The organism is Candidatus Margulisiibacteriota bacterium (assembly GCA_041661965.1).
Taxonomy (GTDB): Bacteria; Margulisbacteria; WOR-1; order O2-12-FULL-45-9; family XYB2-FULL-48-7; genus XYB2-FULL-45-9.
Genome location: JBAZTH010000002.1, coordinates 283970 through 300914 on the forward strand (window position 1 = coordinate 283970; position 16945 = coordinate 300914).

Annotated in this window: 18 protein-coding genes; 16 read left to right on the forward strand and 2 right to left on the reverse strand. The window is 53.7% G+C overall.

Annotated elements, in window-relative coordinates:
* Nucleotides 1-2: 2 nt before the first annotated feature.
* The 3 genes from rplU to proB are packed head-to-tail and all read left to right on the forward strand — an operon-like array spanning nt 3 to nt 1310.
* The gene (gene rplU, locus WC772_04250; GenBank protein ID MFA6169962.1) at nt 3-314 is read left to right on the forward strand and encodes a 50S ribosomal protein L21; all 312 of its coding nucleotides are present in this window, start codon (nt 3-5) and stop codon (nt 312-314) included.
* A complete protein-coding gene (gene rpmA, locus WC772_04255; GenBank protein ID MFA6169963.1) occupies nt 304-549 on the forward strand; it encodes a 50S ribosomal protein L27 in 246 nt (81 codons plus the stop codon). The genes rplU and rpmA overlap by 11 nt, the downstream gene beginning before the upstream one ends.
* Nucleotides 549-1310, forward strand: a complete 762-nt coding sequence (proB, locus tag WC772_04260) for a glutamate 5-kinase (protein MFA6169964.1) — start codon at nt 549-551, stop codon at nt 1308-1310. The genes rpmA and proB overlap by 1 nt, the downstream gene beginning before the upstream one ends.
* Here proB and rlmN read toward each other — a convergent pair.
* The gene (rlmN, locus tag WC772_04265; GenBank protein ID MFA6169965.1) at nt 1270-2304 is read right to left on the reverse strand and encodes a 23S rRNA (adenine(2503)-C(2))-methyltransferase RlmN; all 1035 of its coding nucleotides are present in this window, start codon (nt 2302-2304) and stop codon (nt 1270-1272) included. The two genes, proB and rlmN, sit on opposite strands and share 41 nt — an antisense overlap.
* 245 nt (nt 2305-2549) lie before the next feature.
* Here rlmN and WC772_04270 point away from each other — a divergent pair, with 245 nt between their 5' ends.
* The 13 genes from WC772_04270 (at nt 2550) to WC772_04330 (ending at nt 14993) form a co-directional block, all read left to right on the forward strand.
* A complete protein-coding gene (locus WC772_04270) occupies nt 2550-3890 on the forward strand; it encodes a sugar ABC transporter substrate-binding protein (GenBank protein ID MFA6169966.1) in 1341 nt (446 codons plus the stop codon).
* Nucleotides 3891-3921: 31 nt separating this feature from the next.
* Nucleotides 3922-5751 (forward strand): glutamine--fructose-6-phosphate transaminase (isomerizing), encoded by a 1830-nt coding sequence (gene glmS, locus WC772_04275; GenBank protein ID MFA6169967.1) that lies wholly within the window; start codon nt 3922-3924, stop codon nt 5749-5751.
* A gap of 44 nt (nt 5752-5795) precedes the next feature.
* A complete protein-coding gene (locus WC772_04280) occupies nt 5796-6005 on the forward strand; it encodes an AtpZ/AtpI family protein (GenBank protein ID MFA6169968.1) in 210 nt (69 codons plus the stop codon).
* Nucleotides 6006-6017: 12 nt separating this feature from the next.
* Nucleotides 6018-6752, forward strand: a complete 735-nt coding sequence (atpB, locus tag WC772_04285; GenBank protein ID MFA6169969.1) for a F0F1 ATP synthase subunit A — start codon at nt 6018-6020, stop codon at nt 6750-6752.
* Nucleotides 6753-6775: 23 nt separating this feature from the next.
* Complete coding sequence (gene atpE / locus WC772_04290; protein ID MFA6169970.1) at nt 6776-7006, forward strand: ATP synthase F0 subunit C; 231 nt, start codon at nt 6776-6778, stop codon at nt 7004-7006.
* Nucleotide 7007: 1 nt separating this feature from the next.
* On the forward strand, nt 7008-7508 hold the full coding sequence (atpF, locus tag WC772_04295) for a F0F1 ATP synthase subunit B (GenBank protein MFA6169971.1): 501 nt from the start codon (nt 7008-7010) through the stop codon (nt 7506-7508).
* 16 nt (nt 7509-7524) lie between these two features.
* Nucleotides 7525-8031, forward strand: coding sequence for an ATP synthase F1 subunit delta (gene atpH, locus WC772_04300; protein ID MFA6169972.1), 507 nt, complete (start codon nt 7525-7527; stop codon nt 8029-8031).
* Between the two features lie 17 nt (nt 8032-8048).
* Entirely contained in the window at nt 8049-9560 is a 1512-nt protein-coding gene (atpA, locus tag WC772_04305; protein ID MFA6169973.1) for a F0F1 ATP synthase subunit alpha, read from the forward strand.
* Nucleotides 9557-10408, forward strand: coding sequence for an ATP synthase F1 subunit gamma (gene atpG / locus WC772_04310; GenBank protein ID MFA6169974.1), 852 nt, complete (start codon nt 9557-9559; stop codon nt 10406-10408). The genes atpA and atpG overlap by 4 nt, the downstream gene beginning before the upstream one ends.
* Complete coding sequence (atpD, locus tag WC772_04315; protein MFA6169975.1) at nt 10408-11802, forward strand: F0F1 ATP synthase subunit beta; 1395 nt, start codon at nt 10408-10410, stop codon at nt 11800-11802. Before atpG ends, atpD begins: the two co-directional genes overlap by 1 nt.
* Nucleotides 11799-12059 (forward strand): hypothetical protein, encoded by a 261-nt coding sequence (locus WC772_04320; GenBank protein MFA6169976.1) that lies wholly within the window; start codon nt 11799-11801, stop codon nt 12057-12059. Before atpD ends, WC772_04320 begins: the two co-directional genes overlap by 4 nt.
* A gap of 48 nt (nt 12060-12107) precedes the next feature.
* On the forward strand, nt 12108-13112 hold the full coding sequence (locus WC772_04325; protein MFA6169977.1) for a hypothetical protein: 1005 nt from the start codon (nt 12108-12110) through the stop codon (nt 13110-13112).
* Nucleotides 13113-13349: 237 nt separating this feature from the next.
* Nucleotides 13350-14993, forward strand: coding sequence for a hypothetical protein (locus WC772_04330; protein ID MFA6169978.1), 1644 nt, complete (start codon nt 13350-13352; stop codon nt 14991-14993).
* Between the two features lie 397 nt (nt 14994-15390).
* Here the strand turns inward: WC772_04330 and WC772_04335 are convergent, their stop codons facing one another.
* Nucleotides 15391-16659 carry a radical SAM protein gene (locus WC772_04335; GenBank protein MFA6169979.1) on the reverse strand — a complete coding sequence of 423 codons (1269 nt, stop codon included), beginning with the start codon at nt 16657-16659 and terminating at the stop codon, nt 15391-15393.
* Nucleotides 16660-16945: the final 286 nt, after the last annotated feature.

Here is a 16945-nt window from a genome sequence, read left to right on the forward strand (position 1 = left end):
TTATGTACGCGATTATTCAAACCGGTGGCAAACAATACAAGGTAACCAAAGGCGATATCATGGAGATCGAGCTGATCGATAACCAGAGCCAAGTCACCTTCAAAGAAGTCCTGCTCGTCGTTGATGGCGACAAGGTCACGATCGGCACCCCGCACGTCAAAGGGGCATCGGTCCTGGCCAAGGTCATCGGCAACTTCAAGGATAACAAGGTTACCACCTTCAAATACAAGAGAAAGACCAACTACCACCGAACTATCGGGCACCGGCAGAATTACACCAGAATTCAAGTCGAGGAGATCAAACATGGCGCATAAGAAGGCCGGCAGTGCATCAAGGAACGGACGGGATTCAAAAGGCCAAAGACTTGGGATCAAGGCCTTCGGCAGCCAGATTATTCCGGCCGGCAGCATCATTGTCCGCCAGCGCGGCAGCAAATTCTATCCGGGTACTAACGTCGGCATCGGCTCTGACTTCACCCTGTTCGCCAAGGTCGCCGGTAAGGTCGTTTTCGAAGCCGGCAAGAAGGTCAGCGTCGTTCCCCAGGCCTAATGGCTAACCTCGTTGTTATTAAGATCGGTTCCAGCACTTTGACCACTCCCGAAGGTAAATTAGACCTGCCTAATCTCAAACGAATCGTCGCCGAAACCGCCGCGCTCCTCAAACAAGGGAAAAAAGCGGTGATCGTCACCTCCGGCGCGATCATAACCGGCCTGGAAAAGTTAAAACTCGGCCAACCAAGATCGATCCCGGAAAAACAGGCGGCCGCGGCCGTCGGCCAATCGCGCCTGATGCGCCAGTACGAAAAGGCCTTTGAAAAGCACGGCATTACCGTAGCCCAGGTCCTTCTGACCCGGGACGCCATCATCGACCGGAAAAGATACCTCAACTCACGCCATTGCCTGCAAACCCTCCTGGCGGAAAAAGTCGTCCCGATCGTCAACGAAAACGACACCGTCTCGATCGACGAGATCAAATTCGGCGATAACGACAATTTGGCCGCCCTAACCGCAAGAATGATCGGGGCCGACCTGCTTTGCCTGTTGACTGATGTGTCCGGCTTTTACATGAAGGACAAACAAGGGGAAACAGCAGTCGTCCCGGAGATCAACAAACTGACCGCCGCAGTCAAAAAAGCGGCCGGCAATCCGGCAACGAAAGTTGGGACCGGCGGGATGATCACCAAACTGCAAGCGGCGGCTATCTGTCTAAAGTCGGGGATTAATATGGCGATCATCAGCGGGCGAAAAAAGAACGCCCTTCAGCAAGTGGTTAATGGGGAGAAGGTCGGGACGCTGTTCCGCAAAGCTTAGCCGACAACTGCCCGCAGGCCCCTTGAACATCACTCCCCAAACTTTGCCTCACGGTCACTTTCAAATGAACATTACGGAGCTCGGCAAACATTTTTTCAATATTTCCGGTTTCAAAGCGGCCGGTCGGAGCGGTTTCGTTGTAAGGAATAAGGTTAACGTGGCAATCCAGGTTCTGGCTGATGGCGATGATCTCTTTAATGTCCTTCATCCGGTCGTTGACCCCTCTTAAGACCACATATTCGATCGTTATCCGGCGATTGGTCCGCGACTGGTAGTCGCCGATCGCTTCGACAACATTAGTGATCGAGGGAAGGTTCCGGTATGGGACCAATTGGCGGCGATCATGGTCAAAAGGAGAGACCAGCGACCAGGCGAGCCTAAATTGGCCCGGCTCTTTGGCCAGTTTATTAATGCCGGCCGGGATCCCGATCGTAGAAAGAACAATCTTACGGGCGGCAATATTCAAACCGAGATCGCTATTGAGATTTTTAGCGGCCGTCATGACGTTGTTGTAGTTCAAGAACGGCTCCCCCATTCCCATGAAGACTAAGTTTGTTATTTGGTGTTTTTTAGCAAAAAAGTAAACTTGAGAAACGATCTCCCCCGGGGTCAAATTGCGGCGAAAACCGCTCCGGCCGGTGGCGCAGAACAAACAGCCAATCGGACAGCCGGACTGTGAAGAGACACAGACCGTTTTCCGCCCTTCTTCATACTCCATCATGACCGATTCGATCACTTTGCCGTCAGCCAGCTCAAAGGCGACTTTGACCGTCCGGTTCCCCTTAAGGACCGTGATCGGCTTGGGAAGCCCGATCTCATACTTTTTCTCCAGCCGGGATCGTTCCGCCAACTGCAGGGTGGTTATTTCCCCGATCTTCTCTTTGACTTTGCCGTGGACCGCCCGATAGAGCTCCCTGGCCTTGAACGGGACCAGTCCCGCCTCTTGGCCGATCGCGATTATCTCTTCAAAGTTTTTGCTTCTGATATCTTCCATTTTATTCATTGTAGCACGCGGGCAATAAAAAAGGGCCAACAGGCTGGCCCTCTTTTATCTCGACAGAAGTGAACGGTATGTCTCTTCCATATATATATCGGCAAGTTCTTTGGGAAATTTCACTCTTTCGGCTGAAATTTATAAGTTAACCTGGCGAAAGATACCTGTGGCGCCCAGCGTTGAATAAATCAGCGCAATCAGGTAGAATGCCTACCAAGTCACCTATTTTAGAAAGGGGAAAATCAATGAAGTCTCGTATCGCTATTCTCTTATTGAGCCTTGTCGTTCTTGCCTCGTTTGTCGCCAGCTGCGCCCCGAAAAAAACCGGTTCCAACGAAAGAGTCGTCGAATTCTGGGTCATGCCGAATTCTTTGAGCCCGGTTACCGACATCGAAAACCTGTTGAAGCCGTTCGAAGAAAAGACCGGCATCAAGGTCAAGGTCACCTCGGTCGACTGGGGAGCCGCCTGGAGTAAGATCACAACCGCCGCCACCTCGGGTGACGTGCCGGACATGGTCCAGCTCGGTTCAACCTGGACCTCCGCGATCGCCCAAATGGGGGCGCTGGAAAACTTTTCCAAAGAAGCGGTCGCCTCTCTCGGCGGACCGAAAACCTTCGTCCCGGTCGCCTGGCAAACCGTCGGGATCGAAAAATCAAGCCAGATCAGCGCCATTCCCTGGTTTGTTGACGCCAGGGCCCTCTTCATCCGGACCGACGCCTTCAAAAAAGCCGGCTTAAGACCGGAAGAGATCCAAACCTGGGACGGGTTCAATAAAGGGTTGAAAAAACTTTATGACGCCGACCTGGTCTTCGACGACCAGCCGATGGCCCCGCTCGGCATCTCCGGCAAGAACGACTGGAACGTCATTCACACTCTCGCGCCCTGGATCTGGATGGCGGGCGGCGACTTTCTTTCCGCCGACCGAAAAACCTGCGTCCTCGACAGCGACGCGGCTCTCGCCGGGATCATGTACTATCTAAACATCGTCAAAAACGGTTACGTCCCCATTTCTTATCTCGAGCTGAACACCGCCCAGGTCAGCGCCAATTTCAACAGCGGCGCCTGCGCCATGTATTTTGACGGGCCGTATGAGGTCAAGACCCTGACCCGGCCGGTTTCCGAAGGGGGCTCCGGCGGATCGCCCGCCTCCAAGAACTTCGCGGTCATCGGCTACCCGAAGGGTCCTAAAGGGCGCTTTACTTTTGTCGGCGGCTCCTCCCTGGCGATCTTCAAACAGGGGAAAAACAAGGCCGACGCCCTCAAGGTCATCCAGTACCTGACCTCCCTTAAACCGCAAATCGAATACACCAAGGTTTCCGGTTTCCTGCCGGCCCGCGTCGAAGCCTTCAAAGACCCGTATTTCGCCAACGACCCGAAACGCAAGGTCTTCAAAGACGCGGTTTTCTACGGCAAAACCTATCCGGCGATCCCGTCTTGGGGCCTGCTGGAACCGATCCTGACCCGCCGTTTCGGCATTATGTGGGACCGGGCGACAGCCGATAACAATTACGATCCCAAACTGATCCGGGAACAGCTGCGGCTGGCCAAACGCGAAGTCGAGGCGATCTTAAACCAGCAGCCATAATCGGCGATCGACCCTGGAGAAGGGAGTAATTATGTGCGGAATTTTTGGTTACATCGGGCGTAAAGAAGCCCTCCCCTTCCTGATCGAAGGGTTAAAAAAGCTGGAATACCGCGGCTATGATTCAGCCGGCGTCGCCACCATCCACCGGGGAAAGCTCGAGCTTAGCAAGTGCGTCGGCAAGATCTCTTTTCTGGAAGACAAGCTGGCGCAAAAACCGCTGGTCGGCAAGATCGGGATCGGCCATACCCGCTGGGCGACCCACGGCCAACCGTCCGACGAGAATTCCCACCCCCACCAGGACTGCAAAAAAGAGCTGGCGGTCGTCCATAACGGGATCATTGAAAACTATCTTGAGCTTAAACACGAATTGACCGAACGCGGCCACAAATTTCTTTCCTCAACCGACACCGAAGTCCTGGCCCATCTGATCGAAGAGCATTATTCCGGCGATCTGATCGCCGCCGTCCGCAAGGTTTTAGGCCGGGTCCGCGGCACTTACGCCATGGCGGTCATCGCTAAAACCGAACCAAAAAAGATCGTCGTCGCCCGCTCGGGCAGCCCGCTTATCATCGGCCTGGGGGAAAAAGAACTCTTCCTTTCTTCTGATATCCCGGCGATGCTCAAATACACCAGCCAGGTCATCTATCTAGAGAACGGCGAACTGGCCGAAATGACCCAAGACGGGGTTACGGTCTCCGACTTGACCGGCAAAGAGGTTAAAAAAGAGATTAACCTGATCTCCTGGGACCCGGAATCGGCAGAAAAGGGGGGCTACGCCCACTTCATGCTCAAGGAGATCCACGAACAGCCGAATGCCATCCGTAAAACGATCGCCGGCCGGATCCAACCGGACAGCCACAAAATCCATTTTGACGAGCTGATCGTGACCCGGGAAGAGATGAAGAACATCAATCGGGTCGTCTTCACCGCCTGCGGCACCAGCTGGCACGCCGGGCTGATCGGCGAATATCTGTTTGAACAATACGCCCGGCTGGCGACGGAAGTCGAGTATGCCGCCGAGTTCCGTTACCGGCACCCAATTATCGACAAAAACACTCTGGTGATCGCCATCACCCAATCCGGCGAGACCGCCGACACGCTCGGCGCCGTTTGGGAAGCGCGCGCCCAGGGGGCCAAAACGATCGCCATCTGTAACGTGGTCGGCTCAACTATCGCCCGCGAAGCCGACGGCGTGATCTACACCAACGCCGGGCCGGAGATCGGGGTCGCTTCGACCAAGGCTTTTACCACCCAACTAACCGTCATTTATCTCCTGGCCGTTTTGTTTGGTAAGATCCGGGGGACCATCACGGAAGCGGAATCGACCAAACTGATCCAGGACCTGATCGAGATCCCGGACCAGCTGGAAAAATTACTCCTTAGCGAAAAAACGATCGAAAAGATCGCCGAGAAATATTTTAAGGCGACCAATTCACTCTACCTTGGTCGCGGCAAAGGGTTCCCCATCGCCCTGGAGGGGGCGCTCAAGCTTAAAGAAGTCTCCTACATCCACGCCGAAGGGTACCCGGCAGCCGAAATGAAACACGGCCCGATCGCCCTGATCGACAAGAACATGCCGGTCGTCATCCTGGCTTTTGCCGGACGGCGCTACGAAAAGGTCCTGGGAAACATTGAAGAGGTAAAGGCCCGCGGCGGACAGGTCATCGCCATCGCCACCGAAGGGGACGACGCTATCGCCCAACAGGCGGACGAGGTCCTTTATATCCCCAACACGACCGAAGCCCTCTCGCCCCTCCTGGCGGTCGTGCCGCTCCAGATCTTCGCCTACTACATCGCCCTGAAACGGGGCTGCCACGTCGACCAGCCGCGCAACCTCGCCAAAAGCGTCACCGTCGAATAGCGCGTATTTGACTTTTCTCCACGACAAGAGTATAGTATTTTTAAGTGAAAAGTCCTGCCTTTGGTAAAGAAGTCGGCTTGGCACTTAGCGTGGGTGTTGAGCTCGCGGTTGGGGTTCTCCTTGGAGCCCTAGTCGGATATAAGCTTGACGAAATGTGGCATACTCTCCCCTGGCTGATGATCCTTGGAATTGCCCTCGGAGCGCTTGCCGGCTTTTGGAACGCTTATAAAATCGCCGCCCGCCCGCTTCGGTAAACTTGTAATATTATGGTCGACATTCTCGAACACTTTAGGGCGCCCGTTTATTACCACCTTCAGCTTTTTGGTTTTGATCTTTCCATAACTAAGGCGGTCGTCAGCATGTGGGTCGCCGTCCTTTTGATCTTCGTCTTTTTCCGGGTCGCCATCGGCCGCTTGGCCACGATCCCCGGCAAAATGCAAAGCCTGGCCGAAGTCAGCGTCGAAGTCATGCGGGAACAGCTGGCCGACGTGCTGGGCCACGACACCAAGAAATGGTTCCCTTTTCTTTTCACCCTTTTTCTCTTTATCCTGGCTTGTAATTTTTCCGGCCTGGTCCCGGAATGGTTCTCGGCCACCGCCAATATCAACGTGACCGGCGCCCTGGCTCTTATGGTCATCACCATCGCCACGATCGCCGGCATCCTTAAGCACGGCTTCTTTGGCTATTTCCGCTCTTTTATCCCCGGCGGGATTCCCCCGGCGGTTTTGCCCCTTTTAATCCCGATCGAGATCTTGAGCCAGCTGGCCCGCCCCTTTTCCCTGGCGGTTCGTTTATTCGCCAACGTTTTCGCCGGGCACACCGTCTTGCTTGCTTTCATCTCGATAATTTTGGTTTTCAAGAACATCTACATTGCCCCTCTCCCCTTGATCGGCCATATTCTGGTCTCGGTGCTGGAGGTCTTGTTCGCGTTCATTCAAGCTTATATTTTTATGTTCCTGTCGGCAGTTTACGTGGCTGAAGCAACGAGCGAAGGCCACTAAATAATTTTGAAGGAGGAAAAAACATGGGACCAATTGATTTCGCGACTTTAGGGGCTGGATTATCGATCGGATTAGCGGGGATCGGGGCCGGGATCGGCGTCGGCTTGATCGGCCAAAAAGCGATCGAATCGATGAGCCGCCAGCCGGAAATGGCCGGCCAGATCAGAACGACCGCCATCTTGTTCATCGCGTTCGTCGAAGCGATCGCCCTTTACGCTCTGGTCATTTCCCTGCTTCTGGTACTGTTAAAGTAACATGTTCGAACTGGAAACCGGCTTGATCTTTTGGACGCTGATCAGCTTTGGAACATTGCTGTTCCTGATGTGGCGCTTTGTCTTCCCGCCCCTGATGAAGTTCCTGGAAGAACGGGAAGCGTTCTTCGCCAAACGCCTGGCCGATTCGGAAAAGATCAAGAAGGACACCGAAGTAATGCTCCGCCTCTACGAAGAGCGGATGAAAGAAGCGAGCCGGGAAGTTTCCGAATTAAAGGAGCAAGCTCGGACCGAAGCCCAGATCCTCCGCAATAAACTGGTGACCGAGGCGCGCCTCGAGGCCAAGTCACTCCGCGACGTCGCTTTGCAGGAGATCTCCAAGGAACACCGCAAGGCGCTGGAAGAGATCCGCAATCAGTCGGCCGCGCTGGTCGCCGACGCGACCGCCAAGGTCATCAACAAAACGCTGACCGGCGAAGACCAACAGCGATTGGTCCAAGAAAGCCTGCGCGAACTGGAAAAGGAGCTCTCCCCTGGAACTTGAAATAGACTATAAAAAACTGTACGAGTGGGCCAAAGAGGACAACCTCCAGTGGCAGCTGGAAAAAGAACTATATTTCCTGAACAAACTGATCTACTCGAATTACGAACTGCGGCTCTTCTTCGAGGACTCGGCGGTCTCGGCCGAGCACAAGAAGACGATTTTGCGCGAGTTGATGCCGAACGCGTCGCAGTTGTTCAGCAAATTGGCCGAACTGCTGGTCGGCGAAGGACACAGCAACCAGCTCGGCAAAGTATCCGAACAATACACGAAACTATTTACTGAAATGGAAAAGATCTCCCTGGGCCAGATCGTTTCGGCGGTCCCGCTCGACGGTAAAACGATCGAGAACGCCGAAACCATCCTGCAAAAGGTCTTTGGCCGGCCGATCCGGCTGAAGAACGACGTTAACCCGTCGATCCTGGGTGGAATAATAATTAAGATCATCGGCGGTTCGATGATCGATATGAGCCTGAAGAAAACCCTGGCCGAACTTAGGCATTCATTGGCCAGCATCCCAGTCTAGAATTTAAAGGAGTTAATATGACGGACACAAAAAATTATCATAATATTTCGGAAGCGATCAAAAAACGGATCGAAGAGTTCGAAGCGCAAGCGACGGTCGACGAGGTCGGGATCGTCCTGGAATCCGGCGACGGGATCGCCCGCATCCGGGGTCTCTCTTCGGCGCAGGTCGGCGGGATGATCGAATTCCCCAACAACGTTTACGGCCTGGTCAGCAATCTGGAACGGGACGAGATCACCGCCATGATCCTGGCCGGCCACGTCAGTGTCCGCGAAGGCGACTGGGCCAAGAATCTCCACCGCCTGATGGAAGTCCCCGTCGGCGATGCTTTGCTAGGCCGGGTCGTTAACGGCCTCGGCCAGCCGCTCGACGGCAAAGGCCCGATCAACACCAGCCGGACCCGGCCGGTTGAAGCCCCCGCCCCATCGGTCGTCGACCGCCAACCAGTCATTGAACCGCTCCAGACCGGCTACAAGATCATTGACGCCCTGATCCCGATCGGCCGCGGCCAGCGCGAGTTGATCATCGGCGACCGCTCGACCGGCAAGAGCACCATCGCCATCGACACGATCATCAACCAGAAGGACCAGAACGTCATCTGTATTTACGTGGCGATCGGCCAGAAGACTTCGACCGTCGTGGAAACGGTCGGCACCCTGAACAAGCACGGCGCGATGGCCTACACGATCATCGTCGACGCTCCCGCCTCCGACCCGGCCGCCCTGCAATACCTCGCCCCCTTCTCCGGGACCGCCATGGGAGAAGAATTCATGCACCAGGGGAAGGACGTCCTGATCGTTTACGACGATCTCTCCAAGCACGCCACCGCCTACCGAATGATCTCTCTCTTGCTCCGCCGCCCGCCGGGTCGCGAAGCGTATCCGGGGGATGTTTTCTATCTCCACTCCCGCCTGCTGGAGCGCTCGGCCAAACTAAGCCAAGCCAAAGGGGGCGGCTCGCTGACAGCGCTCCCCATGATCGAGACCCAGCTCGGCGACGTCTCGGCCTATATCCCGACCAACGTGATCTCCATTACCGACGGTCAGATCTTCCTCTCCAATGATTATTTCAACCAGGGGATCAGGCCGGCGATCGACGTCGGCATCTCCGTTTCCCGCGTCGGCGGCAAGGCACAGATCAAAGCGATGCGTAAAGTCTCCGGTAGTCTCAAGCTGGAGCTCGCCCGCTACCGGGAAAAACAATCGTTTGAAATGTTCTCGTCCGAGCTGGAAAAAGAGACTCAAGACCTTTTGGCCAAAGGGGCCCTGCTGGTCGAAGCGCTCAAGCAGAACAAACATGACCCGCTCCCGGTCGAGGAACAGATCGCGTTCCTTTACGGCCTCTCCAATAACCATTTCAACAATTGGCCAAAAGATAAGGTCAAGGAAAATAAGGTCCGCTTTTTCGACTTTATCCGGACCCGCGGGGCGCAGGTGCTGGAAAGCATCCGGACGACCAAAGACATCACGCCGGAGACCGAAACGGCCCTGAAAGAACTGGTCCAAAGTTTCCTTAAAACAATAAAATGAGAGCAGTCGTCCAATTAAAAAACAGGTTCGAGGCGATCTCCAAGGTCAACAAGATCGCTAACGCCATGCAAATCGTCGCCATCGCCCGGATCGGCAAGATCCGGAAAATGGAGAAGATGGCGAAGGGCTACGAAGCAGCCCTGGAAGAGATCCACGACAAGGTCGCCGAAAAAATGGCGGAGCGCGACGTGGCCAGTCCTTCCGTAAAAAAGACCAAGGGAAGCCTGGTCGTCGTCATTTCGTCGGAAAAAGGGTTTTGCGGCAATTTCAACACCCTGCTCTTCGACCGACTGACCCGGCGTTATAAGCCGGAAGAGGCCGATCTGATCATCCTGGGCCGGAAGGCAATCGAATTCTTCCGCAACCGGAATTATAAGATCGTCAAGGAATTTGCCAAAGTAACCGACCAACCGACCTGGGCCAAGGTCTCGGAGCTCTACCGGGAAATGGAACAGCTCTTTGCCGAACAGTATTCCGAAGTGATCATCGCCTACAACAGTTTCAAGTCGGTGATCAGCCAGGAGCCGACCTTTTACCGCTATCTGCCGTTCGAGCGGAAAAAGGCCAAGCCGGAAGCGAGCCGGTTCATTTTCGAACCGATCTCGCCCGACCTGCTCGCCGCGGCCGAAAGAGGTTTTCGGGCCGCCCGGCTGTTCCGGATCCTGGTGGAGAACCTGCTGGGCGAAATGGGGGCCAGAATGATCGCCATGCGGGCCTCGACCGACAATTCCAGGGAATTAATGGACGAATTGAATATTAAGCTGAATAAAGCGCGCCAGGCCTCGATAACCGCCGAGTTATCGGAGATCGCCGGCACGATCGAAGCAATGCGAGGAGGAGTAGAGTAATGAAAGGTAAAATAATCCAGATCATCGGTCCCATTATCGACGTCCAGTTCCCGCCGGACAAGATCCCGGCCATTCGCAACGCGCTCCAGATCAACTTTCACGAAAAAGAACTCAACCTGGAGATCACCGCTGAAGTCGCCATGCATCTTGAAGGCGGCGTCGTCCGGGCCGTCTCGCTGGAGCCGACCGATGGCCTGCGCCGCGGCATCGACGTCGTCGATACCGGCAAGCCGATCTCCATCCCGGTCGGCCGGGAAACCCTCGGCCGGATGTTCAACGTCCTTGGGGAAACGATCGACAATCTCGGCGCGATCAATACCGGCAAAACTTACCCGGTCCGGCGCGATCCGCCGAATTTTGAAGAGGTCATCGCCCGCAACGAAATCTTCGAGACCGGCATTAAAGTTATCGACCTGATCTGCCCTTACGTTAAGGGGGGCAAGACCGGACTCTTCGGCGGCGCGGGGGTCGGCAAGACCGTCATCATCGAAGAATTGATCCACAACATGGCGACCAAACACGGCGGGATCTCCGTTTTCTCCGGGGTCGGCGAGCGGACCCGTGAAGGGAACGATCTTTGGCTGGAAATGAAAGAGTCGGGGGTACTCGACAAGACCGTTCTCGTCTTCGGCCAGATGTCCGAACTTCCCGGCGCGCGGCAGATCACGGCGATGACCGGGCTAACCCACGCCGAATATTTCCGCGACGAAGAAGGCCAAGACGTCCTTTTCTTCATCGACAATATTTTCCGCTTCGTCCAGGCGGGGGCGGAAGTCTCCACCCTCCTTGGCCGCATGCCTTCGGCGGTCGGTTACCAGCCGACCCTGCAGGCAGAGATGGGGCGCTTCCAGGAAAGGATCGCCTCAACTTCCAAAGGGTTCATCACTTCGATCCAAGCGGTCTACGTCCCGGCCGACGATATTACCGACCCGGCCTCGGCGGTCACCTTCTCCCACCTTGATTCGACGACCGTCCTTTCCCGGCAAATCTCGGCGATCGGTATTTACCCCGCCGTCGATCCGCTCGCTTCCACTTCCCGGATCCTCGATCCTTCGGTCGTCGGCGAAGACCATTACCGGGCCGCCCGTCGCGTCCAGGAGATCCTCCAGCGCTATAAAGAACTGCAGGACATCATCGCCATTCTCGGCGTTTCCGAACTCCCGGAAGAAGACAAGCTGATCGTCAACCGGGCGCGCAAGATCCAGAACTTCCTCTCCCAGCCGTTCTCCGTGGCGCAGGACTTCACCGGAATGCCGGGCAAATTCGTGCCGTTGACCGAGACGATCCGGGGCTTCCAGGAAATTATCGACGGCAAACATGACGACTTGCCGGAAACCGCTTTCTACATGATCGGCACGATCGAAGAAGCGCGCGAAAAGGCGAAAAAGGGATGAGCAATTTCAAATGCAAGATAACGACCCCGGAAAAAGTGGTCTTTGAGGGAGAGATCAGTTACCTTAACGCCGAGACGCTGATGGGCCCGACCGGGATCCTAGCCCATCACGCCCCGTTAATCTCTCCCCTGCGAGCTGGCAAGGTCCAGCTTCGCTTGCCGAATAAAACCTGCCTCGATTTCAAGGTCAGCGACGGTTTTCTGAAGGTCGACAACAATCTGGCCGAGATCTTTTCCCCCGAAGTTAAAACCGCTTAAACTTGAACTGCGGCTGAAATTCCCTCCAGTACCGCCCGATAGATAACCATGAGAATTGAACGCAAAGCTCCTCCTTTAACCCAATCAACGTCTGGTTCGCGCCAGCAAGTTGTTGATAGGTTCATCGATAAATATCGTCCCCTTTTGCTTCCAAACGCTCTCTCTGCCGTTTCCCGAACTAGCTTAACCGGCGCAATAAATTTGGGCAAACTGGACAATTTGCTGGCCAAAGTCGTGCCTGATCCTTTCGACGCTTCGGACCGAAAACTTACCCCCGGGCTCGCCAACCGGAAAATTAAAGCGCTCGTCACACTGGCCCACAACCTGGACATCGGAGCGCAAATTTCGCTCGAACCGGTCATGATCGACGGCCTTTTAAAACTAGCCGCCCGTCAGGACCTGGTTGTGCTTGAGGAAAACGTGAGAAAAGAGTCAACGCACTCGACTTTCCATCCGTTGGGGCTACTTTCCTTTTCTTCATCAACTCAACCGATCAGCCCTTTTCGCGTTTCGGCGGCACGGGCAGACGATTTTCCACTTACCATTCGGCAACTATCCATTAACCGGGCTCTTGATAGAATAAAGGTAAATGGTCCATATATCTTTGAAGACTCATCAATGAAATATGTTAGGCCATCTTTATGTGAACTTCGAACAACAACATCAGCACAATCCGCTTTAGTAAAATACAAATTAATATATGAAGCTTGCGAAGAGAACATCGAAGACCTAAAAAGCCCTGGTGGCTATACTATAGCGGCGTTTGGATCGGCGATGGGGCTTATGACTTCATTCATCTTGGCCCCCCATCTCTTCGCCTATATAATTTGCCTTCCCATAGGGATCGCCTATTTCCCTCTATTCGTAGCTTGGTCAATCTTTTCGGTCCGGCAATTACGAGCGGCACAAGGTCAGGCCAATAGTTATCTAGCTGATCATTTCAACCAACTGTCGGATGACGACTTGGCTAACCCAAATAATGACGCCCCAACGATTGAAATAGATTTAGAGGCTGGGGGAACAGAAAGCGGCAAACCTGAAAATCGAGCCTGAAAACAAGGGATTAAACTCATCAGCATCGGCCCCAATGTAAAGCCGGAAGAAATAACGGCTTTATTTAAACTATTGGAAACGCCTGATCTTGATTGGCAAAGATTTAACCAACCAGGTATTCAGTTTAATAAAATATTAAAGTCCTTTGCGCTCAACATTTTCTCCTGAAATTTCGCCACAGACAGACAGATAACTATCTGTCATGAGAATATCGGGGAGATGCCTATGAGTTTAGGGATGAAAATAAAGCGCCTGATGGAACAAGACGCGGCCGCCGCCAGAAGAACGGCAAGAGCAACGGCAGACAGGGAGACGAAGAATTTCCAGGTCTCCCGAGCCAGAGAAATCGCGCGGAGCAACGCCTCCCTCCCAATCTACCATGCGGAGATTACTTCGATCGTTGAATTAACCGGAGCAGTCTTTGCCAAATTCACCGAACCGGTCCCAGGTTATTTAGAAAAAGACCGAATCCCTCTATCCCGGCCTCTCCCCGTCGATCTGAAGGTCGGCGATAAGGTCAACGTTATAATCAGAGGTGATGCCAATATAGGCAGAGAATACTTTATCAACCAAAAACCAATTGAACCGACCAAGCCACCGGTCCCGCCGAAACAGGAAGCTCCCACCGCGACCTCTAAATTAACAACGCCAACCGACCTGCTTACGGCCGGGAACAGATTAAAGAAGCAAGCAAACCAAAATCCCAACAACCTCCCGAAAGCCGAGATCGAAGCCTGGATCGCGTCCGCTAAAGAGCGGATCGCCGCTTATCAAACGGAGCTTGGCCCGGGACCAAAGCACAATTGGACTGAAACGTTGATCGCCCAGCGGGTTACTTTTTCCGACCTGGTTGAGCTATTTAATAAACTGCAAAGCAAAATTGGGGATGCGCCAACCAAGATCAATTTGCCTATATATGTCAATCCAACTGTTCAAGGTGCCTGGGATCGTCAGCAACGGGTTAAAGATCAACAACCGCCACCACAACCACGACCAGTCAGAATAGCCGCTCGACCGGCTGCTGACCTAGCGAAACCAGTCGGTTCTTCTAATTGGCATCAAGGAACCGAACCAGAACGCCCGGAGAATTCTCGCGGAGCGGAAAGCCCCGCAACCCGGCCCGGACAAACATCGGCCAGTCATGGAGCCCAGCAGCAAACCCTGATCTTAGAGCTCTTTACCGAACAAAAGAGTCTCCCGGCTCCTCATGTCGGCCCCATTTCAGGCAAGATCGTTGCCATCCCCGGCTTTGATTTCAGGCGCGTCAGTGATGAAGGGCTTGCCGGCGTTAAGATCGCTCTAAGTGGATTGGAAGACGGTTTTCTCCCATTTATCTTAGACTTGGGTGTTGTACCTGGTGTATATACGAGCTTTATAGATATTGGCTTGATAGTTAAGATCAAGGAAATCAACTTTAAAGTCTACTGTTCCGAAGCTTTTTTGAAATGTTCTCCCACAACTCTCCATGCCGTGATCCTTGGTCGCCTAAAAGCACCGACCCAGCCAGCAAAGCAAACCGACAAGCCAGAGTGCCCGACAACCTTCCCGCCGGCCATTCTCCGCGCGATCCCGGCAGAACAAATAACCGCAGCCCAAGCTCAAGCCGACAAACCGGTCCAGCCCGATAATTGCCGGACAGACGCGCAACTCACGTCAATCATTGGCAAGATCCGCCTGATAAATTACGACTTTACCACTAAAGAGATTTCTCGGGCCCAAGCCCTCGAAGGCTTAGCCCCTTTCAACAACTCCAACTTACGCGCCTGGCTTGAATATCTTGCCCAGGCGGGAAAGCTGCAAGCTGAACATCGTTCTTTATACAACTGGTGTGCCAACTTAGTAGAAGCAGTCGACATCTTAAAGAGCTGGTTTCCTGCCTAGGAAAGCATCGGTTTTTTTCTCCGTCGATTGACAACTACCACTCCTTTTATTATCATGACCTTACGATCCATAAAGGAGACTGTCATGAACAAGCGTTTATCTATCGGTCTACTCATTGTTTTAGCCTTGACCAGCGGGGTTTTCGCCGACCCAAGACTGGTCGGTAATTGGGGCGACAAAAACTCCAGCGAATTAATTTTTCGCCCAAACGGACTGATGGTCATGAATGGAAAGATCTACAAATACACAGCGGCAAAAGGCGTTTGGCGCTACTGGCTGTCAACCAAGCCTTTCGAGATGATCAGGGCGGAATACAGACTGTCTAATGACGGTAAAAGCGTAAAGCTCAACCTGACAAAAGGAAGCCCTTTCAAGATCCTTAAGAGGGTCCCAACAGCTAAAGGCCCAGGTCGGTCGGCGCCCGGCCGAGCGACTGCAGGAGGTTGAGGGTCTCTTTGATCTGCGCGCCAATCTCTTCTTCAACGTGCGCCCGATCGGGATAAATCCTATAAAGTTTCCGGTACTTCATCGGCGTGACGTTCAGCATGACCGAGTTCGCTCCCGCCAATAACCCAAGCCGCCGCGCCGCTGGGTCCAGGGTCTCAAAACCGGTCGTCACCAGGATCTTGGCGTTGACCGGGTCGACGATGCGGGCGACCGCCAGGGTTTTTAAGACCAGGCTGGTCCTCGGCCCATCGGGCAAGACCGGGCCAAAAGAGAACATTTCGGCCTGGAGTTCCTTGGCCAATAGAATATCGTTGAGCAAATCCTCTTCGGTCTGGGTTGGCAGACCGATCAAGCCGCCGGTCAGAATCAGGTAGCCGATCTCATAAGCATGTTTCAGTTCATCAATCCGCTCCTGGAGCTTATCCCCCGGGTGGATATTAGCGTAAAGCTCCGGGTTGCTCGTCTCAAAACGGGCCAATAGTCCCCGCGCCCCCGCTTCATACAATTTAGCCAGTCCTTCTTTACCAATCTCACCGACCGAGATAAAGATCAAGACCGCGTGGCGGCGTTTGATCTCTTTGATCAAGGCGGCGAGACGATCGACTGAATAAGCGGGGTCTTCTCCCGCTTGCAAAACGAGCGCCTTGAAGCCGTATTTGTCGATCGCTTCCGCCGCGGCGGCTAAGATCTCATCGTCGCTCATCCGGTAGCGTTCCATTTTATTGCTCTTCCTGATCCCGCAGTAGGCGCAATCGTTCTGGCAATAGTTGGAGAACTCGATTATCCCGTGGACACAGCAGGAGTTGGTAAGATGCTTTTGGCGAAGGAAGTTGGCGGTCTTGTAAAGGAGTTCAAGCTCCTTGGGATCTTCAGTCTTTAGCAACTTGAGGAGTTCGTCGCGTTTTAACGGCTGGCCTTCGGCTGCTTTGTCGAGAATGGCGCTGAATTTCTTGTCGATCCCTTCCGCCCCTTTGACCAGCCGTGACATCCGGATATCGGTCTCCTTGAGAGCGAAGAAGAGCTCCTTCCAGGTCTCGAGGACCGCCAGGGCGTCCTCTTCGGCGACGGTAGAGATGACAAAGCCCCCCTGGGCGTAAACGTAGTCGCCTAGTTTTACTTTGGAAAGCTCATTGATGGCTGTTTTTCTCTCGCCGAAGTACTCAACGGTGACGGTCTTACCCTTGATCTCGGTGACAATACCGGGGATTGCGTAACACATTTAGTCTATTATACCACCGATTTGCCGTCGAGAGCTAGGCGGGGAATGAATTTTTTCCCATATTTTTTAGCTTTTTCTCTATTCGTAGATCACTTTCTCTCTTCTTGTTTACTGGGTGTCCATTTTCTTTTTCTACAGCAAAAAAGAAAATGGACGAAAAGAAAACGCCGGCGCATTTCGATTTTTCTCAAGGTAAGCGAAATGCGCGCCCATCCTGAACTTATATTCTAATCCAGTACCATTATTAAAGTATTTACCTCACATAACACTGGGACAAACCGCTCTT